This is a genomic window from Rhodopseudomonas palustris (assembly GCF_034479375.1).
In the GTDB taxonomy this organism is placed as follows: domain Bacteria; phylum Pseudomonadota; class Alphaproteobacteria; order Rhizobiales; family Xanthobacteraceae; genus Rhodopseudomonas; species Rhodopseudomonas palustris_M.
In genome coordinates this window covers 5,111,887-5,134,178 of record NZ_CP140155.1, presented here as the reverse complement: position 1 = coordinate 5,134,178, position 22,292 = coordinate 5,111,887, and the positions used below count along the sequence as shown (strand labels likewise).

Below are 22,292 nucleotides of genomic sequence, written 5' to 3'. Positions count from 1 at the left end.
GCGTTCGGGTCGGCAGATGCCCGGACCACGAGGCGAGCGAAACGACCGAGATGTACAAGCTCTATTCGATGCAGCGATCCGGCAACAGCTACAAGGCGCGGCTTGCGCTGGCGTTTCTGGGTGCGCCCTATCGGGCTATCGAAGTCGATATCCTGCGCGGCGAGAGTCGTACGCCGGAATTCCTCGCCAAGAATCCGAGCGGCCAGGTGCCGCTGCTGGAAGTCGCGCAGGGCCGCTATCTGGCCGAGTCCAATGCGATTCTGTGGTACCTCGCGGTCGGCACCTCGCTGGCGCCGGATACGCGGATGGACCGCGCCGAAGCGCTGCAATGGATGTTCTTCGAGCAGCATGCGCTGGAGCCGAATATCGGCTCGGCTTACTTCTGGCTTTGCCTGGTGAAGGGCGGCCGCGACCTGCAGACCCACGCCCTCGAGGACTGGCTGGAGCGCGGCTACGCCGCGCTGCAGGTGATGGAAAATCACCTCAGGACCCACGACTTCGTCGCGGCGGGCCAACTCACCATCGCGGACATCGCCCTGTACGGCTACACCCACGTCGCCGACCAGTGCGATTTCGACCTCTCGACCTTCCCGGCGGTCAACGCCTGGCTGCGACGGGTCGAGCAGACGCCCGGCTTCATCACCATGGACTGGACCCCGAATTCGGCGCCGCACGACCACGTCGATTTCGTCGCCGAGGCCTGAATAGCTGGTACTTTTGTGCCGATTTCGCCGTCATTTCGCCACGATCGGCCTTTGAACGCCCCATAAATGCCTGCGATTGCAGGGAGATTCCGCTCGCGCCGCGATTCGCCGACGCATGCGAGGAATTGGTCATGACTTGGTCGCCCGGCCATGAGGCCGGCTTCTTCCAGCGGCACACGCCGGATGGTTCAACCCGGCTGATCCGCGGTGTGGCGGCATCGCTGGCAGTCGCATTGATTTTGCTCAGCGTCATTCTGACGCTCGCGGTCGGATCGACGCAATCGAGCATGGCGATGCCGTTTGCGAACTGAACTCCCATATCGATGGAACGCTCCGCCGACGCAGCCGCGCCGGCGCTGATTGCATTTTGCTCCGGCAGAAGCTTGGAGGCATCGCGATGAAGACGCTCCTGGTCTGGGTTTCCGGCACGCTGACCGCGGCGACGGTGATCATCGCCTCGTTCCTGATCGCGACCAAAAGCAACGGCGAGCCGAGCTCGTTCAACTCCTCGGCGGGTCCGCTGGCAGTCGAGACCTTCGCGCAGAACCTCGATCGTCCGTGGGCGCTGGCGTTCCTGCCCGAGGGGCGCGTGCTGGTGACAGAGCGGCCGGGGCGGATGCGGGTGGTGTCGGCGCAGGGCGCGCTGTCGCCGCCGCTGCAGGGCGTGCCCGAGGTTTGGGCCGCCGGCCAGGGCGGGCTGCTCGACGTCGTCACCGACAAGGATTTCGCCGCCAACCGGACGATCTATTTCTGCTACGCCGAACGCACGAACCAGGGTGGCCGGAGCGGCGGTCGCACCGCGGTCGCGCGCGCGGCGCTGACCGACGGCGATGCGCCGCGGCTCGACGGCGTGAAAGTGATCTTCCGTCAGGACGGCCCGTTGTCCTCAGGCAACCACTATGGCTGCCGGATCGCGCAAGGCGGCGACGGGCATCTGTTCGTCACGCTGGGCGATCATTTCAGCTTCCGCGACCAGGCCCAGACTCTCGACAACCACCTCGGCAAGATCGTCCGCATCGCGACCGACGGCGCCGTGCCGAAGGACAACCCGTTCGTCGGCCGCGCCGGCGCCAAGCCGGAGATCTGGAGCTACGGCCACCGCAACGCGCAATCGCTCGCCGTCAACCCGGCCGACGGCGCCCTGTGGGAGATCGAGCACGGCCCGCGCGGTGGCGACGAGGTCAACATCATTCAGCTCGGCAAGAATTACGGCTGGCCGGTGATCGGCTACGGTATCGACTACAGCGGCGCCAAGATCCACGAGGCAACCACCAAGCCCGGCATGGAGCAGCCGGTCAAATATTGGGTGCCGTCGATCGCGCCCTCCGGCATGGCGTTCTACACCGCCAAGCTGTTTCCGAAATGGGCCGGCAGCCTGTTCACCGGCGCGCTCTCCGGCAAGATGCTGGTGCGGCTGTCGCTCGCCGGTGACAAGGTGATCGGCGAAGAACGCCTGCTGCAGGCGCTGAACGAACGCATCCGCGACGTCCGCCAGGGCCCCGACGGCGCGCTGTGGCTGCTGACCGACAGCGCCGCGGGCCGCATCCTGCGCATCACGCCGGCGGGCGATTGAGCAACGGCCTTGCCGCTAGCGCGTTTCATCGAGTGAATGAAGCGATATGACCTTTGCCAGATGCACTGACTCCTCATCCTGAGGAGCCCGGCGAAGCCGGGCGTCTCGAAGGATGGGGCGACGCAGGGCCGGCGGCGCATGGTTCGAGACGGCGCTACGCGCCTCCTCACCATGAGGTTGTGCCTGCGGCGAGGATCCCTGAGCGCCAGTGCTGATTCCATCGGAGAGAGAACACCACTAGCGCGGAACGCCGAAGAACAGGTTCGGGAAGAACAGCGCGATCTGCGGGAAGACGATCAGGATCAGCACGCCCAACAGCGTCACCAGCACATAGGGCACGACCGACCAGTAGATGTCGGCCATGGTGACCTCGGGCGGCGCCACCGCCTTCAGGTAGAACAGGTTGAAGCCGAACGGCGGCGTCATGTAGCCGATCTCCATCATGATGATGAAGACGACGCCGAACCACACCGGATCCCAGTTGTAGAGCTGCACCACGGGCATGAACACCGGCAGCGTGATCAGCATGATGCCGACCGGATCCAGCACCATGCCGAGCAGCAGCAGCACGAGCAGGATGAAGGCCAGCGCGCCCCACTCGCCGCCCGGAATCAGCGTCATCAGATGGTTCATCAACTCGTTGGCGCCGAGCGTGGTGTAGGCCGTCGAGAAGGCGTGCGCGGCGAACAGAATCCACATGATCAGCGCGGTGAGGCGCAGCGTCTGCATCGCGGCGTCGGTCAGCACCTCCAGCGTCAGCTTGCGATGCACCGCGGAGGCCAGCAACGCGCCGAACACGCCGAGCGCCGCGGCTTCGGTCGGCGTCGCGAAGCCGCCGAAGATCGCGCCCAGCACCATCACCACGATCAGCAGCGGCAGCACGACGGCCTTCAGCGATGCGAATTTAAGCCCCCAGTCGCCGCGCTCCTCGACCGGCAGCGCCGGCGCCAGCGACGGCTGCAGCCAGGCGCGGACGGTGATGTAGATGGTCACCAGAACCACGAGCAGAATCCCGGGGCCGATGCCGGATGCGAACAGGCGGCCGACCGAGACCTCGGTCAGCAGCGCGTAGAGCACCATCAGGATCGACGGCGGAATCAGCACGCCCCAGCCGCCTCCCGCGTTGATCGCGCCGATCGCGAGCCGCTTGTCGTAGCCGCGCTCGAGCATCCGCGGCAGCGCGATGGCGCCCATGGTGACGACCGCAGCGCCGCTGATCCCGCTCATCGCCGCGAAGATCGCGCAGATCAGCACGGTACCGATCGCCAGCCCGCCGCGCATCGCGCCGAACCAGACGTGCATCATCCGGTACAGATCCTGCGCCACGCCCGATTTCTCGAGCAGCATCGCCATGTACACGTACATCGGGATCGCGATCAGCGTGAAGCTGGTCATCGAATCCCAGAATTTGGACGCGACGATGTAGAAGCCGACCGGCCCCATGGTGAAATACAGGAATACGACGGAGATGCCGCCGAGCGTGAACGCCAGCGGCGTGCCGATGAACAGGAAGAACAGCAACGAACCGAAGAACAGCAGGGTCAGGAGTTCGACAGACACGAGAACGTCCGTTCAGTGAGAGGGATCGCCGCCGGCCTGCTTGCCGAACGTTTCGGGGTCGTTCTCGTAGCCGGCCGCGGTGCGGATATCGGAGAAGACGCGCACCAGGCCCTGCAGCAGCAGCAGCACACCCGCGACGGGAATCGCGAGCTTGACCGGCCAGATGTACGGATTCCAGATGCTGTAGCTGGACTCCATCTTGGCGATGGACTCCCACGCCATGTCGGAGCTCTGCCAGATCAGCACGCCGACGAACAGGAAGAACAGAACCGAGGTCGCGAGATCGACCTTCGCCTTCCGCACCCGGGAGAACTTGCCGTAGAAGATGTCGACGCTGACATGTGCCCGCTCCGAGAGCAGGTAGCCGCCGGCGATCACCGCATAGGCGCCGAAGATCAGTTGCGCGAATTCCGCGGTCCAGATCGCGGCGCTGCCGACCAGGTAGCGCATGATCACGTCGGCCATCAGCAGCAGAAAGATCGGGACGATCAGCCACGCGGAGACTCTGGCGACCCAGAAATTGAGGCGGGTGATCGCCCTGGCGAGTTTCAGCATTCCTTCACTTTCCGTCTCGACGCGGCCGGCCGGGCGGACCGCCGGAGACGATCCGCCGCGTCGGACCGAACGCAGGCACGTCGGATCGCGGCACCGGCACTTCGCGGGATTGGTTCGGCGACTTCATCGGCGCGATAGCGGCGCGCCCTCAGCCGTAACCGAGATCCGACATCAGCTTCGACACGGCCGCGCCGCCCTTGGCGGCGATGGCGCCCTTCGCCGTTTCCTTCTCCAGGATCGTCTTGGACGCCTGGGTGAATTTGGCGAGCACGTCGTCGGAAAACCGCACCACCTCGACGTTCATCTTGGCTTTGCCGGTGTTGAGCGCGACCGCTTCCTGATGCAGATACTCCACCGAGCGCAGGAAATAGCGCTCCTCGATCAACGACAGCAGCTGCAGCCGCAGGTCCGCAGGCAGCTTGTCCAGCGCCGCCGTGTTGATGATGTAGGCGTCGTTGGTGAAGCCGAGAGCCGGCTTCATGTGGAACGGCGCGACCTCCCAGAATTTCATCGACAGCGCGCCGACCGCCGCGCCCCAATGCGCGCCATCCACGACGCCGGTCGAGATCGCCTGATAGATCTCCGGGCCGGCGATCTGCTGCGGCGACGCTCCAGCCGCGGCGAGATATTCCAGCATCGAGCCGGCGGAGCGGATCTTCAGCGAGCCGAGTTCGGCCGCCGATCCGATCTTTCGTTTGAGAACCACCTCGGTCGGGTAGGCCTTCTCGGCCAGGATCACGACGCCCTTGGGTCGCAATTCCTCGTTGACCATCTTTTCGATACCGAGATTCTTGGTGAGATGCATCATCTCCCACGAGTCACGCAGCGTACCAGGCACGCCGTAGAGCAGCCCCATCGCCTGCGCTTCGCCGAGAATATACGCCGGCGAAATCGTGCCCATCTGCACGACGCCGCGCCGCACAACGTTGTAGATTTCGCGATCCTTGGCGATCTCGCCGGCGCCGTACAGCTCCAGGTTGAGGCGCCCATCGGTGCGCGCCGCAATCTCTTTGGCGAGCACCGCGAGACTGTCGTTGAACGACCCTGAAGCTTTCGGCCAGTGCGCCTGGACCTTCCAGGTGACTTTCTCCTGCGCGAGCGCCTGCCCGATCACCGCCGGAGCCGCCGCGACGGCCAGCGCGCCCTTCAAAATGCTTCGACGATTCGATTTGGTGATCGAGCCCGGCACGCGCTTCTCCCTCGGAATGTTGTTTTGCCGGTATCAGACCACGTCGCAAACCGGCTCGTCAACGTCCAAAGCCACGAGATCGCGGTGATAATGTCGCAGAGCCATCGCTCGCAACGCGCCGCAAGCCGGCGTCGGCGCGAACCGGACGCGACCTCCTGAAACGAAATCGGACGGGAGGAATGATGAACTACCTCAATTCCATTTGTGGAAGATGAAGTATGCGCCGAGCGCGATGAAGGCGAAGCCGAGCGCATGATTCCACGACAGCGGCTCCTTCAGATACAGCGCCGAAAAGCCGGCGAACACCACCAGCGTGATCACTTCCTGCATGGTCTTGAGCTGCGCCGCCGAATACACCGCGCTGCCCCAGCGATTGGCCGGCACCGCCAGCCAGTATTCGAACAGCGCGATGCCCCAGCTCACCATGATCACCAATGGCAGCGCGACGGTCTTGTGCTTGAGATGCCCGTACCAGGCGAAGGTCATGAAGATGTTGGAGCCGATCAGCAGCAAGATCGGCAGCAGATAGGGCGAGATGAAGCTGGGGGGCATGGGAAGCCTTTCGAAAGCCGAGTGGTAACAACATGGGCGCGACGCGGTTCCCGCGGCTTCACGCAAACGCGATGACGCGAGATCGCACGATGGCATTCACGAGCCCCACCGGCGGCGGACGATGCCGGCGGCGACTCGGGATTGTCCCTGATACGTCACCTCTATGTAATAATGTACCGATAGTTTGACCTCGCGTTTGATCGAGGCCCCCCGTCGCCGATCAGCGTCCCAGCGGTCCCTGTCAGTCGCCGCGTCTGACCGGGGCCGCACCTTTTTTGAACGGGTGATATTGCCATGATCCGAGTCGCTGTTGTGATTGCCTGCGTGGTGCCCCTGACGCTGGCGCTGCTGCCGCTGCAGCTTCTGGCGCTCCGCAACGGGTGGCGGATCCAGCGCACCATCCCACGGTTGTATCACCGGATTTTGTGCAGGCTGATCGGCGTCCGGATCCGCGAAGCCGGCCGCCGGCACGGCCAAGGCCCGGTGCTGATTCTGTCCAACCACGTCTCCTGGCTCGACATCTGCGTGATCTCGGCGCTGACGCCGGTGACCTTCGTCGCAAAGAGCGAAGTCGCGGGCTGGCCGCTGTTCGGCTTTCTGGCGAAGCTCCAGCGCACCATTTTCATCGACCGTCAGGCGCGGCATCGCACCGGCGACGCCACCGCCGAGATCGGCGCGCGGCTCGCCGATGGCGACGCCGTGGTGTTGTTCGCCGAGGGCACCTCGAGCGACGGCAGCCGCGTGCTGCCATTCCGCTCGGCGCTGGTCGGCGCGGTGCATCATGCGCTCGCCGACGAGGCGCGGGCCGCGATCGGCGTGCAGCCGATGGCGGTGACCTATACGGGATTCGGCGGCCTGCCGATCGGCCGCGAGCTGCGCGAGCGCGTGGCGTGGTACGGCGACGCCGATCTGATCCCGCATTTCATCGGCCTGCTCTCGACCGGCGCGATCGACGTCACCGTGAGCTGGGGCGAGCCGATCGCGGCCTCCGCGACCGATCGCAAGGCGATCACGCGCGACGCCGAGCAATCGGTGCGGCGGATGTGCGAGGCCGCGCGCCGCGCCGGCATCCGCGATCCGATCGCGCCGCGTCCGAATGCTGCGCCTGTCGCGCAGCCGGCAGCGCAGCTCGAGCCGGCCTGACGCCGCATCGCCGATGTGAACGCCGCCGCCTTGCCGCCGCGCGGCGCGCGCGCCACAATGCGCGCTTCGGCGTTTCGCACAGGACACATCATGCAACTTCGTAATCTCGGCGGCAGCGGGCTGCGCGTCTCCGTCGTCGGCCTCGGCTGCAACAATTTCGGCCAGCGCACCGATCCCGACACCTCGCGCAAGGTGATTCACAAGGCGATCGATCTCGGGGTCACGCTGTTCGACACCGCCGACATCTATGCCGGCCAGGGCGGCTCCGAGACCGTGCTCGGCGACGTGCTCGGCGACCGCCGCAAGGACATCGTGCTGGCGACCAAATTCTCCAAGCCGATGGCGGCCGACGGCACCAAGCAGGGCGCGTCGCGGCGCTACATCATCGCGGCCGTCGAGGCCAGCCTGACGCGGCTGAAGACCGACTGGATCGACCTGTATCAGCAGCACGATTACGACGAGCTGACGCCGATCGACGAGACGCTGCGCGCGCTCGACGACCTGATCCGCGCCGGCAAGGTTCGCTATATCGGCAATTCCAACTTCCCGGCCTGGCGCATCGCCGAAGCCGAATACGTCGCCCGCGCGCTCGGCACGCATCGCTTCGTGTCGTGCCAGGACGAATACAGCCTCGTGGTGCGCGACATCGAAAAGGACCTGCTGCCGGCCGCGCAACAATACAATCTCGGCCTGTTGCCGTTCTTCCCGCTGGCCAGCGGCCTGCTCACCGGCAAGTATCAGCGCGGCGCCGAGATCGCATCGGACACCCGCTTCGCCAAAATGCCGGCGATCCGCGACCGCTATTTCACCGACCGCAATATCGACATCGTCGACCGGCTCAAGGCGTTCGCGGACGCGCGCGGCAAGTCACTGCTCGACCTCGCCTTCTCCTGGCTCGCCTGCCGCCCGCAAGTCTCCAGCGTCATCGCCGGCGCCACCACGCCGGAACAGATCGAGCAGAACGTCAAGGCGGCAGGTTGGCAGCTCGGCGCCGATGAGATGGCGGAGATCGACGGAATCACCAAGGGGTAGCATTGCCTCAGAGTTCGTCATTCCGGGGCGCTCGCGGAGCGAGCGAACCCGGAATCCCGAGCTGTTCATCCGCGCAGAGCACATCTCCGCGAGATTCCGGGCTCGCGCCTGACGGCGCGCCCCGGAATGACGGTGTGAGGCGCACGCCCGAAAGGCGTGGATGGCCGGGACGAGCCCGGCCATGACGAAGGCAGTGCGTTGTCTAAGTAACCAAAGCTCTCAGTTCACCTGAGCGAATTCGATTTCGCCGTCGTGGAGGAAGCACGCCTTCGAGAACAGTCTCAGATCGAGATCGTTGATCAGGCGGACGTCCGCGAGATCCGGGCAGCTCTTGGCCTTCGGATCGAACGAGCGGTGGATCTGCGAGATGACGATGAACACCAGCCCGCGCTCCCGGGCGAAGGACTGCAGCGTGCGAACCTGCGTGGCGAGGTCGGGGGTGTCGCGCCGGCGGTCGAGCAACTGGAGATAATCGATCACCGCCAGCGTCCCGCGCGGCGCCGTCGCCAGACGCGCCACGATGTGATCGGCGCAGATCGCCTCCGACGTGTCGAGGTCGAGCAAACCGGCAAATCCTGCCGGGTCGACGCCGGACGCCTTGAAGCGACCTTCGACCTCGGCCTCGGTGTATTCGAGCGTGAAGAACGCGGCGCGCTGCCCCGCTTGCATCGCCTGCGCGGCGAGTTCGACGCTGAGCAGCGTCTTGCCCTGCCCGGGCCGCGCGCCGATCAACACCATGTCGCCGGGCTGCAATTGCGCGAACAGACGCGCGGCCAGGCCGCGCGCATGCGTGCTCGCCAACAGACTCCAGCGGGCGAAGCCCTGCTGCGCAGCGACGCGGTCGAGCGCCGCGTGCAGCGGAATGTGCTGGTCGCGCGACAGCAGTTTCGCCTCGCGCTTCAGCCGATAGAGAGGAGCAGACAGTCGCATCTCGAGAACCTCCTGGTGCGGGCCATGCCTGCAATCCCTCCTTATGCTTGCGCCCGAACAGTCGGTTCGATGATCATCCGGCCCGGTATGAAGGATACTTTCCCGATGGAGGGGGGAGGCGTGGGCCGCGCCGGAGCGAAATCATAGCCTGAGTCTGCCGCCGGGAAAATCGGCTTCGCAGATCCGATTGCCCCGTCATTCCGGGGCGCTCGCGAAGCGAGCGAACCCGGAATCACGAGCTGTTCATCCGCGCAGACCACATCACCGCGAGATTCCGGGTTCGCGCCTGACGGCGCGCCCCGGAATGACCTTGGCGAACTGAGGTCGGCCGTGCCCTAACCTCGTCATGCCCGGCCTTGTGCCGGGCATCCACGTCTTGCAGCCAAAGCCAAAGGAAGAGCGTGGATGGCCGGGACGAGCCCGGCCACGACGAAGACAGTGCGTTGTCTAAGTAACTGAAGCGCTCAGAAAGCCCTTACCCTGCCGCATCCCCCGCGCTAAACTGGCACGATGAACCCGCTGCCATCGCCCCCTCCCCAGCCCCGCCGCTTGATCTGCGCCGGCTGCGGCGTCGAGTTCGCGTGCACGATGGACGGCGGTTGCTGGTGCGCGGCGGAGCCGGTGGCGCTGCCGATGCCGTCGGATGCGGTGGACTGTCTTTGCCCGGAGTGCCTGCGCGAGGCCGCCGAGGCGAGCCGGCCGGCTGGAGACAGGGCGTGAGCGCGTGACCGACTGGCTCATCGAGGCGGTGCTGCTCGACATGGACGGCACGCTGGTCGACACCGAGCGCGTCTATATCGAGAGCCTGACCGAGGTGCTGACCGAGCTGGGCCTGCCCGACGCGCTCGCCACCTGCCACAGCATGATCGGCCTGCCCGGGGCGGAATGCCAGGCGCTGCTGGTCGCGCGCTATGGCGAGGCGCTGCCGCTCGCCGATATCAACCGGGCCTTCGCCGCCAAGCGCGACGCCCGGTTCGCGCGCGGCCTGCCGGTGAAGGCCGGCACGCTGGAGCTGCTCGACACGCTGCACGACGCCAGCTGCAAGGTGGCGGTGGTGACGTCGTCGTCGCGCAAGACTGCCGACCTGCATCTGACGCTGGCCGGCATCCGCGCCCGGTTCGACACCATCTTCACCCGCGACGACGTCGATCGCGGCAAGCCGGCGCCCGACCTGTATCTGCTCGCCGCGGAGCGGATCGGCAGCGCGCCGAGGAACTGCGTCGCGGTGGAGGATTCCAGCGTCGGCGTCGCCGCCGCCTTCACCGCCGGCACGATCACCCTGATGGTGCCCGATCTGCTGCAGCCGGACGAGGGCACGCGGGAGAAATGCGCCGCGGTGCTGCCCGATCTGCACGCCGTGCTGACGACGCTGCGCCAGCGCGGGCGGTTCGTGCCGTCGGCGCTCGGCTGAGGCGGCTCCCCTTCGCGCCGCCGCGTGCGGCGACATCACAACCACCTTCGGCGTCCGCCCCCTCTGGCATCCCGCTCGCGACTTTGGTATGATGCTTATCATCTCAAAGTGGAGAGCGGCATGAATGCGCGGACCGGAGAACAGACCGACTACGGCGTGACGCCGGTCGAAACGATGGCGTCGATGGCGGGGCTGGATTTCGTCCGCGCGATCTTCGACGGCCGGCTGCCGCAGCCGCCGATCATGCAGACCATCGCGCCGTTCGACTGCACGGCCGAGCCCGGACTGATCGTGATGCATTCGGTGCCGGCGCTGCGGCACTACAATCCGATCGGGTCGGTGCACGGCGGCTATGCGGCGACGCTGCTGGATTCGGCGATGGGCCTCGCCGTGCAGAGCATGCTGCAGCCGGGCCAGGGCTACACCACGCTGGAATTCAAGATCAGCTTCATCCGCGGCATGAACGCCGACACCGGAACGATCCGCACCGAAGGCCGCATCTTCAATGTCGGTCGCCGCGCCGCGACCGCGGAGGCGAAGATCACCGACGGCAAGGGAAGGTTGCTGTCGCACGCCACCACCACCTGCCTGGTGTTCGATCTGCCGACAGGAACCGGCCCGGCCGTGTAGCGTTGTTTCCGGCGTACCAACAAAGCCGGAGACCGCATGTCGCTCGCCCGCGACCAGATCAAGCCGCAGTCCTATCATTTCGACGATGACGGACTGATCCCGAACAATCCGATGCCGCTGCTGATCTACAAGCGCGCGATCGATATCACCCGCGACGACCCCGCGGAGGCGATCGAGGAGCTGTTCGGCCGCAACGGCTGGGGCCAGATGTGGCGCAACGGCATTTTCGACTACGCGCATTATCACGCGACGGTGCACGAGGCGCTCGGCGTCGCGCGCGGGCATGCGCTGGTGCTGTTCGGCGGCGACCAGGGCGAGGCGATCGAGCTGAATCCCGGCGACGTCGCGGTGCTACCGGCCGGCACCGGCCACAAGCGGCTGTTCGCGACGCATGATTTCCGGGTCGTCGGCGCCTACCCGCCCGGCCCGGCGATGCAGATCATGCGGCCGACCCCTGACAATTATCGCCGCGCGCTGAACACCATCCCGCAGGTGCCGCTGCCGGAGACCGATCCGGTCGCCGGCCGGGACGGACCGCTGAAGAGGCTGTGGGGGAAGTAGGCGGCTGAGGAAGACGCAGGCGTTGCCGCTTGGTCTTGGCCGCGAGCGCGGCCTGACCTCTCCCCGCGTGCGGGGAGAGGTCGGATCGCGGCAGCGATCCGGGTGAGGGGGCGTCTCCGCGAGGCCGAGCGTCAGTGAAGTTCACCACGACTGATGACTCAGCGACTCGCGGCCTCCCCTCACCCCAACCCTCTCCCCGCAAGAGCGGGGCGAGGGAGCGCGCTGTGCGTGGGGCGGAGTCTAAACTGCATCAAAGACGCACATGGCCGGGACGAGCCGGCCATGATGTCGTTGCGAAATGAACAGCTCGGTTTCGGCTCACTCTTCGTTGGCGCCTTCCTGGCGGCTGGCTTCGAACAGGAACCAGGTGCGCTTTTCGGTCTCGTCGATGAAATTCTCGAGCAGGCCGGCGCTGGCGGCGTCCTCGCAATCGTCGACGATCTTGTGCGCCTTGCGCATCGCGGCCGCCATCTTCTTGTTGTCGTTCATCAGCTCACGCAGCATCTCGCGCGGCGGGACGTAGTCCTCGTTATTGTCCTCGATGGTCTGCAGCTTGGCGATGTGGCCGATCGAGCGCAGCGTGACGCCGCCGACCTTGCGCACCCGCTCGGCGAGCGCATCGGTGGTGGCGAAGATCTGGTCGGACTGCTCGTCGAGCATCAGATGATAGTCGCGGAAATGCCGGCCGCTGATGTGCCAGTGGAAATTCTTGGTCTTCAGATACAGCGCGAAGGCGTCGGCCAGCAGCGTGTTCAGCGCGGCGGAGATCTTCTCGACCGACTGCTGCGGCAGGTCGGTCGGGGTGTCGAGGTCGGGGGCGATGGAGGCGGATTTGGCTTTGGTCACGGCGGTTGTCCTGTCGTGGGGGATGTGCCCGGAGGGCGAAAGATCGGTCAGGCTGGACGACCGGGTCGATGCCGGAATCCGGACTCATCCAAGCAGATCGTAACGACGATTTCTTGAACGTCCGGGCCGTATTCGTTGGTCAGCCACGCGAAACGCGATAGACCTCGGCTCAACGCACCAAATTCCGCCAAGTTCCAGGTATGGAACAAATTCGAGACGCGAGCGCCCGCGCTGGCGGATTCAGCACCCCCGGCCGGATGTTCGCCCTTCCGGCCGATTTTCGAGGCATCGATGGACGACTGGATCGACTATTACGACTCGACGCATACGATCTATGTCAGCAAGCTCCATCGCGACGTGCATTTCGACGAGATCGCGAAGGACATTGTCGGCTATATCGGCGCCCCGGACGCGGTCGTGCTGGATTATTCCTGCGGCGAGGCGCTGTCCGCGCCCAAGGTCGCGGAAAAATGCGGCACCCTGATCCTCGCCGAGCCGGCGCCCGGCGTGCGCGGCCGGCTGAGCGCGCGGTTCGCCCACCACCGCAACATCAAGGTCCGCTCGCTGGACGACCTCGAGGCGATGCCGAACGGCTCGCTCGACCTCGTGGTGATCAATTCGGTGGCGCAATACATGACGCCCGCCGCCCTCGACCACGCACTGGCGCTGATCCGCCGGCTGTTGCGGCGCTCGGGCAGACTGGTGCTCGGCGACATCCTGCGGCCGGAGGTCGGGATGGGCCGCGACGTCACCGCGCTGCTGAAATTCGCGGCCCGGCACGGCTTCCTGCAGGATGCGCTGTGGGGTCTGGCGCGCACCGCCCTGTCCGACTACCGCGAACTCCGCACCAAGATCGGCCTGCAGCGCTACCGCGAGGCCGAGATGCTCGGCAAGCTCACCGCCGCGGGCTTCTCAGCGATCCGAGCCGACGTCAATATCGGCCACAACCCCTGGCGCATGACCTTCGTGGCGCGGCCGGCGGGGTAGCTTTCGGGCACCGTCATTCCGGGGCGCGCATAGCGCGAGCCCGGAATCCAGAGGTTGTCTGCGTATCAGATTCCGGGTTCGCGCCTGACGGCGCGCCCCGGAATGACGGCTTTTGAGATTCTGGGAGCTACACCACCACGCTCAGCCGCTTCGCGGCCCGGGTGATGCCGGTGTAGAGCCAGCGGGCGCGCGAGTCCTGGAACGCGAAGCTCTCGTCGAACAGCACGACGTCGTCCCATTGCGAGCCTTGCGACTTGTGCACGGTCAGCACGTAGCCGTAGTCGAACTCGTCGTAGGGCTTGCGCTGGTCCCACGAGATGTCCTCGATGCCGCCGGCGAAGCATTCGTTGCGGACCGAGACCTTGGTGAGCCGGCCGCCGAAATCCTCGTCGGGCGTCACCCGCATGGTGATGATCTTGGTCTTGGTCGGGGAGCGCGACTTCACCCGCCACAGGCCGCCGTTGAACAGCGCCTTCTTGCGGTTGTTGCGCAGGCACACCAGCTTGTCGCCGCCGACCGGCAGCGGGTCCTCGATATTCAGGCGCTGACGGAAGCGGGCGTTGTAGGCGCGCCGCGTGTTGTTGCGGCCGACCAGCACCTGGTCGGCGTCCATCACCCGTTGCGGATCGAGCCCGTCGCGCGCCACCACTTCCGTCTCGCCATAGCGGCCGAGTTCGAGCCTGCGGCCCTCGCGCACGTCCATCGACAGCCGCACGATCGGATCGTCCTGGGCCTGGCGATGCACCTCGGTCAGCATCACGTCGGGCTCGCAATCGGTGAAATAGCCGCCGCCCTGGATCGGCGGCAATTGCGCCGGATCGCCGAGCACCAGCAGCGGGCAATCGAACGACATCAGGTCGCGGCCGAGTTCCTCGTCGACCATGGAACATTCGTCGATCACGATCAGCTTGGCCTTGGAGGCCGGCGCATCGTCCCACAGCTCGAAGCTCGGCTGCTCGACGCCGCTTTCCTTGGTGCGATAGATCAGCGAATGGATGGTCTGGGCATCGTCGCAGCCCTTGTTGCGCATCACCAGCGCGGCCTTGCCGGTGAAGGCTGCGAACTTCACCTCGCCCGACACGCCCTCGGCGATTTCGCGCGCCAGCGTGGTCTTGCCGGTGCCGGCGTAGCCGAACAGCCGGAACACCAGCGGCGTACCGTTGCGGCCGGGCTTCGCTTTCAGCCAGGCGCCGACGGCTTTCAGCGCGTCGTCCTGATGCGGGGTGAAGGTGGTCATGCGGTCTCGCGGCGACTCGATGCCGGCAAGCTAGCGTTTTGCACGCTCAGTGCAACCCGCGTGGGCTACTCGACGATCTCGTCGGTCCAGACCTTGAAACTGACCAGCGTATTGGGGCCGAACGTCTGGGTGATCGGCACGTCGGCGGCGTCGCGGCCCTGCGCGATCAGCACGCGGCCGAGCCGCGGCTCGTTGTTGCGCGGGTCGAAAGTGTGCCAATGGCCGCCGAGATAGGCCTCGAACCAGCCGGCGAAATCACCGGCCGCCCAGGGCTTGGGGGTGCCCATGTCGCCGAGATAGCCGGTGCAATAGCGCGCCGGGATATTCATGCAGCGGCACAGCGCGATCGCCAGATGCGCGTAGTCGCGGCAGACGCCACGGCCTTCGTCGAACGCCTGATGCGCGGTGCGGGTGGCGCGGGCGTGCTGATAATCGAACTTGATGTGGTTGTGGACGAAGTCGCAGATCGCCTGCACGCGCGGCCAGCCCGGCGGCGTGGTCTCGAACATCTTCCAGGCGGTGTCCGACAACAGATCGGTCTCGCAATAGCGGCTGCCGAGCAGATAGACGATGGTCTCGGCGGGCAGATCCTCGACCGCGTGCTGCATCGCCGACGGCACCACCGGATCGGGCACGCCGAGATCGCGCACGACGCCGTCGGCGGCGAGCCGCACCCGGCCCGCGGGCGCCACGAGGCGGCTGCACCAGTTGCCGAACATGTCGCGATACGGCGTGATCGCGACCGGCGGATCGACGGTGAGATAGTCAGGCACGATGACGTCGGAGGCGCGCGTGAAATGCGTCCCCAGCACGATCAGCATCGGCGTCGGCTGCGGAAAGTCGTAGATCATTTCGTAGCCGACGCGCAGCTTCATGAGGTGGATTCTCCGCAATCGCGCCGTAGGGCTTGATCGGAAGTGATCGCCGGCCGCTCGGTGATAGGTGGCGATCGCGGCCTCGAAAAACAAGATGTCGTGAGGCGGCGATGAAGCCGCGGTTGAATTGGGTGGCAATCGCAAGGGAAAAGGCGCAACATCCGTAATGATCGCGCCGCAAGTACGGTGACGCAGGTCAGGAGGAACTCATCCATGACCACGCGCACGCGCCGCGAAACCATCGTGTTTCATCAGCCGTTCCGGCTCCGCGGCATCGATCGGGAACTGCCGGCTGGTTCCTACGACATCGTCACCGACGAAGAACTGATCGAAGGCCTGTCGTTCCCGGTATTTCGCCGGCTCGCGACCCTGATCACCCTGCCCTGCGCGCCGCCGCACCAGACCGCGATTGAAATGGTCGCGATCGACCCCGAAGCGGTGCGCAACGCCCAAGATGCCGACGCCAGCGCCAGCCTGCCGTAACCCACGGCGCAGCGCCGGCCCAACCCGAGGATCAACCGCAATGACCTTCTCAAGCGGCGAATATCGCGGCTACGACACCGACCGTTCGGTGGTGCTGTTCTCGATGATCAACGGGTACACCGAAGTGCCCTGCGCGATCAGTTCCGACGCGATGGATTTTCTCGACGGCGCGAAGCGGACGTCGCCGGCGCAGCGCGAACAGCAATTCCTGCGGCTGCGCGCCAGCATCGAGCAGCGCGCCGAGCGCAAATTCGCGGACGCGGAACTCGAAGGCAAACCGGCCGGGATCATCCTGCGCAGCATCGATTTTCGCTAGCCCTCGATTTCCGCTATGAGTCGCCATCTGTCGCGGATGAAGGACCGGCGGAATGCGGCGCGTGGCGACCTGGCTGTTCTATGCGATCGGCGCGCTCGCCTGCGCGTATCTGGCGCTTTACGCCTATACGACGCTGACTACGCCGAAGCTCACCCCCGGCGAGCCGATCAAGATCTTCCGCAATCCGGACGCGCCGAAATATTCGTGAACTTTCTGCACCGTCATTCCGGGGCGCTCACGCAGTGAGCGAACCCGGAATCTCGACGTTGGTTTGCGCGGCAGATTCCGGGTTCGCGAGCTTCGCTCGCGCCCCGGAATGACGGAGGAGGGTCGCCAAGCTCATCCTTGCCAGCCGAAGGCGAAGAAATCCAGCTTCATGCACCGAGCTGGATTGCTTCGTCGCTTCGCTCCTCGCAATGACGCCGATCTGGTGACTTACCCCATCGATGCGAACGCCCTGGTCTCGCCGCCGCCGACCGCCGGAATCGGCAGGCCGCCGTCGGCGTATTCGTTGAGCTTGTTGCGCAGCGTGCGGATCGAGATGCCCAGAATATTCGCGGCGTGGGTGCGGTTGCCGAGGCAGTGCTTCAGCGTTTCCAAGATCAGGTCGCGCTCGACGTCGGCGACGGTGCGGCCGACCAGCGCGCGGGTCACCTGTTCGGCCGCGAAGGTGGCGTGCGCCACCGCCGGCGGCGTCTTCGACTGATCGAGCCGGTCGCCCTCCGGCGTCAGAATCGCATCGGCGCCGATCTCGTCGCCCTGCGCCATCAGCACCGAACGATGAATCGTGTTCTCCAACTCGCGGACGTTGCCCTGCCAGCGGTTGGTCGTCAGCACGCGCCGCGCCTCGGCCGAGATCGGCCGCACCGGCACGCCGTTGGCGTCGGCATATTTGCGGGCGAAATGCTGCGCCAGTTCGAGGATGTCGGCGGGGCGTTCGCGTAAGGGAGGAATCTTCAGGTTCACGACGTTGAGCCGGAACAGTAGATCCTCGCGGAAAGTGCCGGCGCGCACCGCGTCCGCCAGATTGCGGTTCGAGGTGGCGAGGATCCGGATGTCGACCGGCACAGGGCGGCTGCCGCCGACGCGGTCGATCACCCGCTCCTGGATCGCGCGCAGCAGCTTCGATTGCAGCCGCACGTCCATCTCGGAGATTTCGTCGAGCAGCAGCGTGCCGCCGGTGGCCTCCTCGAACTTGCCGATGCGGCGCGCCACCGCGCCGGTGAAGGCGCCCTTCTCGTGGCCGAACAATTCGGATTCCAGCAGATGCTCGGGGATCGCCGCGCAATTGATGCTGATGAACGGTTTCTTCGCCCGATGCGAACGGGTGTGGACGTAGCGCGCCAGCACTTCCTTGCCGGTGCCGCTCTCGCCGGTGATCATCACCGAGGCGTCGGAGCCGGCGATCTGCTGCGCCAGCTTCACCACTTTGGCCATCGCCTCGTCGCGATACACCAGTTCGCGGGAATCGTTGGCGACCGCCGCCAGCACCGCCGCGATCAGCTCCGGATCCGGCGGCAGTGGGATGTACTCCTTGGCGCCGGCGTGGATCGCGGCGACCGCGGCGCGGGCGTCGTTGGCGATGCCGCAGGCGACGATCGGCACGTGGATGTGTTCGGCCTCGAGCCGCATCACCAGGTCGCGGATGTCGATCGCCACATCGACCAGCAGCAGGTCGGCGCCCTTGCCGCCGCGCAGCACCCGCATCGCCTGTTCGTTGTCGTCGGCGTGGGTGACCGCGGCGCCGTTGTCGATCGCGATCTTGGTCGCGGTAGTGAGCTGGCCCTTCAGGGTGCCGACGATGAGAAGCCGCATGGTTCGCTCCTGTGATCCCGTATCTGCCGCGCCGCGCGCGGGCTGTCGAATTAGCTGCGTTCCGCCTTGATGATTTCGGTCATGGTGACGCCGAGCTTGTCCTCGACCAGCACCACTTCGCCGCGCGCCACCAGGCGATTGTTCACGTAAATGTCGATCGCTTCGCCGACCCGGCGGTCGAGCTCCAGCACCGCGCCGGGCCCGAGCTTGAGCAATTCGCCGACGTCCATCTTGGAGCGGCCGAGCACGGCCGAGACCTGCACCGGCACGTCGAACACCGCTTCGAGATCGGCGGCGACGCGCGAGGTCTGTTCTTCCTCGTGGTAGCCGACATCCGCCAGCGGCGGCGCATCGGCGCCGTTCAGATCGGGAAGCGGCACTTGGCCGTCATTGTCGCCCATTTTCAGTCCTCGACCCCGTTAGCGGCGCGACGCCATGTAGCGCCCGACCAATTCACCGATCTTGGCTTCGATCGCGGCGCGCTCCAGCACCACGCCGCCGTCGGCCCATTCGATTCTGCAGTCGCCGCCGGCGATCTCCGGATCGGACAACAGCACCAGCCGCCCGGCGAAGCCGCTCTGCTTGGCGAGCAGTTCGATGCGTTCGCGCGCCGCCTCGTAGAGCGAGTCGCTGATGCGCACCACCAGATGCGGCGTCGAGACCAGTTGATGGAAACATTCGCCGACCAGCGAGGTGATCTCCGCCAGCGGCTCGGCGGCGACCAGCTCGGCGCACAGTTTGCGCGCCACGGCCACCGCGACTTCGACCGCCTCGGTCTCCATCCGCGTCTCGACCGCGCCGATGCCGACGGCGATGGTCCGGACCGCCTCGGAGATCTGCTCCAGCGCCGCGGCGGTGCGGCGTTCGGCCTCGGCCTGGATCTCGCGCTGGGCCTGGGCGAAACCCGTCTGATAGCCGCGCTGCTCGGCGGCGGCGACCTCGCGCGCGAGTTCGGCGGCGGCGGCGGCTTTTTCGCGGGCCTTGTCGGGCGCCCCGAAATCGTTGTCGAACAGGAATTTCTGCGCGGGAGAAGCCATCAATACACCAGTTCGTCGTCGGCGCGGTTTTTGGTGAGAACGATCTCGCCCTTGGCGGCGAGATCCTTGGCGAGGTTGACGAGCAGCGCCTGCGCCTCGTCGACATCGCGCAGCCGCACCGGCCCGAGCGCGCCCATGTCGTCGAGCAGCATCTTGCCGGCGCGCGACGACATGTTGCCGAGGAAGAAGCCGCGGACGTCCTCGTTGGCGCTCTTCAGCGCGATCGCCAGCTTGTCGCGGTCGATGTTGCGCATCAGCGTCTGCGCCGAACCCGCATCGAGCTTGACCAGGTCGTCGAAGGTGAACATCAGCGCCTTGATGCGCTCGGCCGCCTCGCGGTTGTCCTCTTCCAGCGACGTGATGAAGCGGGTTTCGGTCTGGCGGTCGAAATTGTTGAAGATTTCCGCCATCACCTCGTGGGCGTCACGGCGGCGGGTCTGCGACAGGTTCGACATGAATTCCGAGCGCAGCGTCCGCTCCAGGCTTTCGACCACTTCCTTCTGCACCGATTCCATCCGCAGCATGCGGTTGATGACGTCGAGCGCCATGTCCTCGGGCAGGATCGCCAGCACCTTGGCGGCGTGTTCGGGCTTGAGCTTCGACAGCACCACCGCGGTGGTTTGCGGATATTCGTTCTTGAGGTAGTTGGCGAGCACCTCCTCCTGGACGTTGGAGAGCTTCTCCCACATGTTGCGGCCGGCGGGGCCGCGGATCTCCTCCATGATGCCGGAGACGCGATCGGCCGGCAGATAGCGCTGCAGCAGCCGCTCGGTGGCGTCGTAATTGCCCATCAGCGCACCGGACGCCGACATCCGCGACACGAATTCGAGCAGCAGATCCTCGACCGTTTCCGGCTCGATGGTGCCTAGCGTCGACATCACCGAGGACAGTTCGCGCACCTCGTCGTCGTCGAGCAGGCTCCAGATCTTGCCGCCATATTGTTCGCCGAGCGCCAGCATCAGGATCGCCGCGCGCTTCGGGCCCGGCAGCGGCTTCGAGGCGGGGCGGCCGTTCTGACGCTGCGCGAGCGTCGCGACGACGCTGGCGATATCTTCGGTGCCGCTGGTTGTGGCGGGAGCTTCGGCCATGGATTACGCCGGCTCGGCCAGCCATTGACGGACAATGGCTGCGGTTTCGTTGGGATTGCGCTCGGCGAGTTCGCCGACGCGATGGACCGACTGGGCGTGGACCTGACCCTGCACCTGGGCGATGTCGATCATGCTGGTCCCGGCCGGCTGCCCGTCGGTGCCGATCTGCGGCAGGCTGCCGTCGGTCAGCGCCGGCAGGCCGGCCGCCTCGGACGCCGGGTCGGAAGCGAGCACGCGCTTCACCAGCGGCCGGATCACCATGAACAGCACCACCAGGCCGAGCACGAACATCACGCCGAGCTGAATCATGTTCATAATGTCGTCCTTGGTGAATTGCAGCATCCCGAGCAGCCCTGCCGGCTCCGGCAGCTTCTCGACCTGCGGCGCCTCGGCGAATTTCAGATTGACGACCTCGATCTGGTCGCCGCGCTTCTGGTCGAAGCCGATCGCCGAGCGCACCAGCGCCGCGATGCGGTCGAGCTGCTCCTTGGGCCGCTCGGCATAGACCAGCTCGCCCTTCTCGTTCTTGGTGTAGCTGCCGTCGACCAGCACCGCGACCGACAGCCGGTTGACCCGGCCGGCCTCGGTCACCTCGGTCTTGGTGACGCGGGAGATCTCGTAATTGTTGGTTTCCTCGGACTTCTTGCTCTGGTCCCGCGCGCCGGCGCCGCCCGGGGCCTGATTGCCCGGCAGCTCGTTGTTGACGGTGACCTGACCGTCGGCCGCCGAGGTCTGGGACTGCTCCTCCCGGGTCTGGCTGGAGCGCAGCACCCGGCCTTCGGGGTCGAACTTATCCGAGGTCTGGGTGATCTTGTTGTAATCGAAATCGGCGGTGACCTGGACGCGAGCGCGGCCGGAGCCGACCACCGACGACACGATCGCCTCGATCTCGTTGCGCATCCGCTTCTCGAAGCTGGTGCGGCGTTCGTCGCCGGCGGCGCTGTCGGCGGAATTGGCGCTGGCCGATCCGTCGGCGAGCAATTGGCCGCCTTCGTCGACGATCGACACCCGCTGCGGCTTCAGGCCGTTCACCGCCGAGGCGACCAGATGGCGGATGGCGCGAACCTGCTGCGGCTCCAGCGCGCCGCGCACCCGCAGCACGATCGAGGCCGAGGGCTCCGGCGTTTCGCGCGAGAACAGCGGCCGCTCCGGCAGCACCAGATGCACCCGCGCCGCCTGGACGCGATCGATCGCCCGGATGGTGCGGGACAGTTCGCCCTCCAGCGCGCGCAGATGATTGATGTTCTGGACGAAGCTGGTGGTGCCGAGAGCGTCGGATTTGTCGAAGATCTCGTAGCCGACGCCGCCGCCCTTCGGCAGGCCGCCTTCGGCCAGCTTCATCCGCAGCCGCGTGACCTTGTCCTTCGGCACCATCAGAATGGCGCCGTCATTGCGCATTTCGAACGGGATCGCCTGGCGCTCCAGCTCCTTGATGATGCTGGAGGAGTCCTCGACGCTGAGGTCGGTATAGAGGGTGGTCATCTGCGGCTGCGAGACGCGCATGATGACGAAGGCAAAAAACCCGAGCAGCGCCACGGTGACGGCAATCATGGCCATCACCCGGGCGGCGCCCAAGCCTTTCAGGAAACCCATCAAACTCTGCAAGACCAGCCCCTCGGATTCGGCACGACAAAGCCGACTAGGCAAATCTTGCCTATGGGATGGTTTCCATAAGGTTAACGAATCTTAACCGGAGGCGAATTGCTGCAGATGTGCTGAAAGCCGGCTTCCCGAAACGGGGCCGGCTTTCGCGAGTTCGTTAAGGTTT

At 66.0% G+C, this 22,292-nt stretch carries 25 protein-coding genes; 12 read left to right on the top strand and 13 right to left on the bottom strand.

Translation table 11 applies throughout. The features are described 5' to 3' along the window. The first annotated feature begins 50 nt into the window (after nucleotides 1-50). The 3 genes from SR870_RS23345 to SR870_RS23335 all read left to right on the top strand — a co-directional run bounded on the left by SR870_RS23345 (nucleotide 51) and on the right by SR870_RS23335 (nucleotide 2,277). A complete protein-coding gene (locus SR870_RS23345) occupies nucleotides 51-704 on the top strand; it encodes a glutathione S-transferase family protein (protein WP_322515872.1) in 654 nt (217 codons plus the stop codon). A gap of 131 nt (nucleotides 705-835) precedes the next feature. Further along, the gene (locus tag SR870_RS23340; protein ID WP_322515871.1) at nucleotides 836-1,015 is read left to right on the top strand and encodes a hypothetical protein; all 180 of its coding nucleotides are present in this window, start codon (nucleotides 836-838) and stop codon (nucleotides 1,013-1,015) included. Between the two features lie 86 nt (nucleotides 1,016-1,101). Continuing rightward, the gene (locus SR870_RS23335) at nucleotides 1,102-2,277 is read left to right on the top strand and encodes a PQQ-dependent sugar dehydrogenase (protein ID WP_322515870.1); all 1,176 of its coding nucleotides are present in this window, start codon (nucleotides 1,102-1,104) and stop codon (nucleotides 2,275-2,277) included. A 237-nt stretch (nucleotides 2,278-2,514) separates the two neighbouring features. Here the strand turns inward: SR870_RS23335 and SR870_RS23330 are convergent, their stop codons facing one another. The 4 genes from SR870_RS23330 to SR870_RS23315 all read right to left on the bottom strand — a co-directional run bounded on the left by SR870_RS23330 (nucleotide 2,515) and on the right by SR870_RS23315 (nucleotide 6,133). Then, the gene (locus SR870_RS23330) at nucleotides 2,515-3,837 is read right to left on the bottom strand and encodes a TRAP transporter large permease subunit (protein WP_322515869.1); all 1,323 of its coding nucleotides are present in this window, start codon (nucleotides 3,835-3,837) and stop codon (nucleotides 2,515-2,517) included. Nucleotides 3,838-3,849: 12 nt separating this feature from the next. Continuing rightward, nucleotides 3,850-4,392: a TRAP transporter small permease subunit gene (locus SR870_RS23325; protein ID WP_322515868.1), complete on the bottom strand. Its 543-nt coding sequence runs from the start codon at nucleotides 4,390-4,392 to the stop codon at nucleotides 3,850-3,852. Nucleotides 4,393-4,540: 148 nt separating this feature from the next. After that, nucleotides 4,541-5,581 (bottom strand): TRAP transporter substrate-binding protein DctP, encoded by a 1,041-nt coding sequence (gene dctP, locus SR870_RS23320; RefSeq protein ID WP_322515867.1) that lies wholly within the window; start codon nucleotides 5,579-5,581, stop codon nucleotides 4,541-4,543. Between the two features lie 192 nt (nucleotides 5,582-5,773). Then, nucleotides 5,774-6,133, bottom strand: a complete 360-nt coding sequence (locus tag SR870_RS23315; RefSeq protein ID WP_322515866.1) for a DMT family protein — start codon at nucleotides 6,131-6,133, stop codon at nucleotides 5,774-5,776. Between the two features lie 294 nt (nucleotides 6,134-6,427). On the opposite strand from SR870_RS23315, the gene SR870_RS23310 reads away from it, so the two are divergent. Both SR870_RS23310 and SR870_RS23305 read left to right on the top strand, forming a co-directional pair. Continuing rightward, nucleotides 6,428-7,276 carry a lysophospholipid acyltransferase family protein gene (locus SR870_RS23310; RefSeq protein WP_322515865.1) on the top strand — a complete coding sequence of 283 codons (849 nt, stop codon included), beginning with the start codon at nucleotides 6,428-6,430 and terminating at the stop codon, nucleotides 7,274-7,276. 90 nt (nucleotides 7,277-7,366) lie between these two features. Beyond that, nucleotides 7,367-8,308 carry an aldo/keto reductase gene (locus tag SR870_RS23305; RefSeq protein WP_322515864.1) on the top strand — a complete coding sequence of 314 codons (942 nt, stop codon included), beginning with the start codon at nucleotides 7,367-7,369 and terminating at the stop codon, nucleotides 8,306-8,308. Nucleotides 8,309-8,527: 219 nt separating this feature from the next. Here the strand turns inward: SR870_RS23305 and SR870_RS23300 are convergent, their stop codons facing one another. Next, complete coding sequence (locus tag SR870_RS23300; RefSeq protein ID WP_322515863.1) at nucleotides 8,528-9,238, bottom strand: DNA helicase; 711 nt, start codon at nucleotides 9,236-9,238, stop codon at nucleotides 8,528-8,530. 724 nt (nucleotides 9,239-9,962) lie between these two features. Here SR870_RS23300 and SR870_RS23290 point away from each other — a divergent pair. From SR870_RS23290 to SR870_RS23280, 3 genes are all read left to right on the top strand, one after another. After that, the gene (locus SR870_RS23290; RefSeq protein WP_322515861.1) at nucleotides 9,963-10,649 is read left to right on the top strand and encodes an HAD family phosphatase; all 687 of its coding nucleotides are present in this window, start codon (nucleotides 9,963-9,965) and stop codon (nucleotides 10,647-10,649) included. Nucleotides 10,650-10,769: 120 nt separating this feature from the next. Beyond that, a complete protein-coding gene (locus tag SR870_RS23285) occupies nucleotides 10,770-11,279 on the top strand; it encodes a PaaI family thioesterase (RefSeq protein ID WP_322515860.1) in 510 nt (169 codons plus the stop codon). Between the two features lie 36 nt (nucleotides 11,280-11,315). Continuing rightward, nucleotides 11,316-11,840, top strand: coding sequence for a hypothetical protein (locus SR870_RS23280; protein WP_322515859.1), 525 nt, complete (start codon nucleotides 11,316-11,318; stop codon nucleotides 11,838-11,840). Between the two features lie 318 nt (nucleotides 11,841-12,158). Here the strand turns inward: SR870_RS23280 and SR870_RS23275 are convergent, their stop codons facing one another. Further along, nucleotides 12,159-12,686, bottom strand: a complete 528-nt coding sequence (locus SR870_RS23275; protein WP_322515858.1) for a DNA starvation/stationary phase protection protein — start codon at nucleotides 12,684-12,686, stop codon at nucleotides 12,159-12,161. 291 nt (nucleotides 12,687-12,977) lie between these two features. Here SR870_RS23275 and SR870_RS23270 point away from each other — a divergent pair, with 291 nt between their 5' ends. Continuing rightward, the gene (locus SR870_RS23270; RefSeq protein WP_322515857.1) at nucleotides 12,978-13,673 is read left to right on the top strand and encodes a methyltransferase domain-containing protein; all 696 of its coding nucleotides are present in this window, start codon (nucleotides 12,978-12,980) and stop codon (nucleotides 13,671-13,673) included. Between the two features lie 127 nt (nucleotides 13,674-13,800). On the opposite strand, the gene SR870_RS23265 is transcribed toward SR870_RS23270, so the two are convergent. Further along, nucleotides 13,801-14,910 carry an ATP-dependent RecD-like DNA helicase gene (locus SR870_RS23265; RefSeq protein WP_322515856.1) on the bottom strand — a complete coding sequence of 370 codons (1,110 nt, stop codon included), beginning with the start codon at nucleotides 14,908-14,910 and terminating at the stop codon, nucleotides 13,801-13,803. Nucleotides 14,911-14,975: 65 nt separating this feature from the next. Further along, nucleotides 14,976-15,785, bottom strand: coding sequence for a transglutaminase family protein (locus tag SR870_RS23260; RefSeq protein ID WP_322515855.1), 810 nt, complete (start codon nucleotides 15,783-15,785; stop codon nucleotides 14,976-14,978). Nucleotides 15,786-15,998: 213 nt separating this feature from the next. On the opposite strand from SR870_RS23260, the gene SR870_RS23255 reads away from it, so the two are divergent. The 3 genes from SR870_RS23255 to SR870_RS23245 all read left to right on the top strand — a co-directional run bounded on the left by SR870_RS23255 (nucleotide 15,999) and on the right by SR870_RS23245 (nucleotide 16,792). Continuing rightward, a complete protein-coding gene (locus SR870_RS23255; RefSeq protein WP_322515854.1) occupies nucleotides 15,999-16,268 on the top strand; it encodes a hypothetical protein in 270 nt (89 codons plus the stop codon). A 40-nt stretch (nucleotides 16,269-16,308) separates the two neighbouring features. Further along, the gene (locus SR870_RS23250) at nucleotides 16,309-16,584 is read left to right on the top strand and encodes a DUF1488 domain-containing protein (RefSeq protein WP_322515853.1); all 276 of its coding nucleotides are present in this window, start codon (nucleotides 16,309-16,311) and stop codon (nucleotides 16,582-16,584) included. A 61-nt stretch (nucleotides 16,585-16,645) separates the two neighbouring features. Continuing rightward, nucleotides 16,646-16,792: a hypothetical protein gene (locus SR870_RS23245; protein WP_322518398.1), complete on the top strand. Its 147-nt coding sequence runs from the start codon at nucleotides 16,646-16,648 to the stop codon at nucleotides 16,790-16,792. A gap of 227 nt (nucleotides 16,793-17,019) precedes the next feature. On the opposite strand, the gene SR870_RS23240 is transcribed toward SR870_RS23245, so the two are convergent. Genes SR870_RS23240 through fliF form a run of 5 tightly spaced genes read right to left on the bottom strand, consistent with a single transcriptional unit; the run spans nucleotide 17,020 to nucleotide 22,129 of the window. Beyond that, a complete protein-coding gene (locus SR870_RS23240) occupies nucleotides 17,020-18,399 on the bottom strand; it encodes a sigma-54 dependent transcriptional regulator (protein ID WP_322515852.1) in 1,380 nt (459 codons plus the stop codon). 50 nt (nucleotides 18,400-18,449) lie between these two features. Beyond that, nucleotides 18,450-18,800: a flagellar motor switch protein FliN gene (fliN, locus tag SR870_RS23235; RefSeq protein ID WP_011440173.1), complete on the bottom strand. Its 351-nt coding sequence runs from the start codon at nucleotides 18,798-18,800 to the stop codon at nucleotides 18,450-18,452. Nucleotides 18,801-18,818: 18 nt separating this feature from the next. Then, a complete protein-coding gene (locus tag SR870_RS23230) occupies nucleotides 18,819-19,436 on the bottom strand; it encodes a FliH/SctL family protein (RefSeq protein ID WP_322515851.1) in 618 nt (205 codons plus the stop codon). Further along, nucleotides 19,436-20,524, bottom strand: a complete 1,089-nt coding sequence (gene fliG, locus SR870_RS23225; RefSeq protein ID WP_322515850.1) for a flagellar motor switch protein FliG — start codon at nucleotides 20,522-20,524, stop codon at nucleotides 19,436-19,438. Before fliG ends, SR870_RS23230 begins: the two co-directional genes overlap by 1 nt. A gap of 3 nt (nucleotides 20,525-20,527) precedes the next feature. Further along, entirely contained in the window at nucleotides 20,528-22,129 is a 1,602-nt protein-coding gene (gene fliF, locus SR870_RS23220) for a flagellar basal-body MS-ring/collar protein FliF (RefSeq protein WP_322515849.1), read from the bottom strand. Nucleotides 22,130-22,292: the final 163 nt, after the last annotated feature.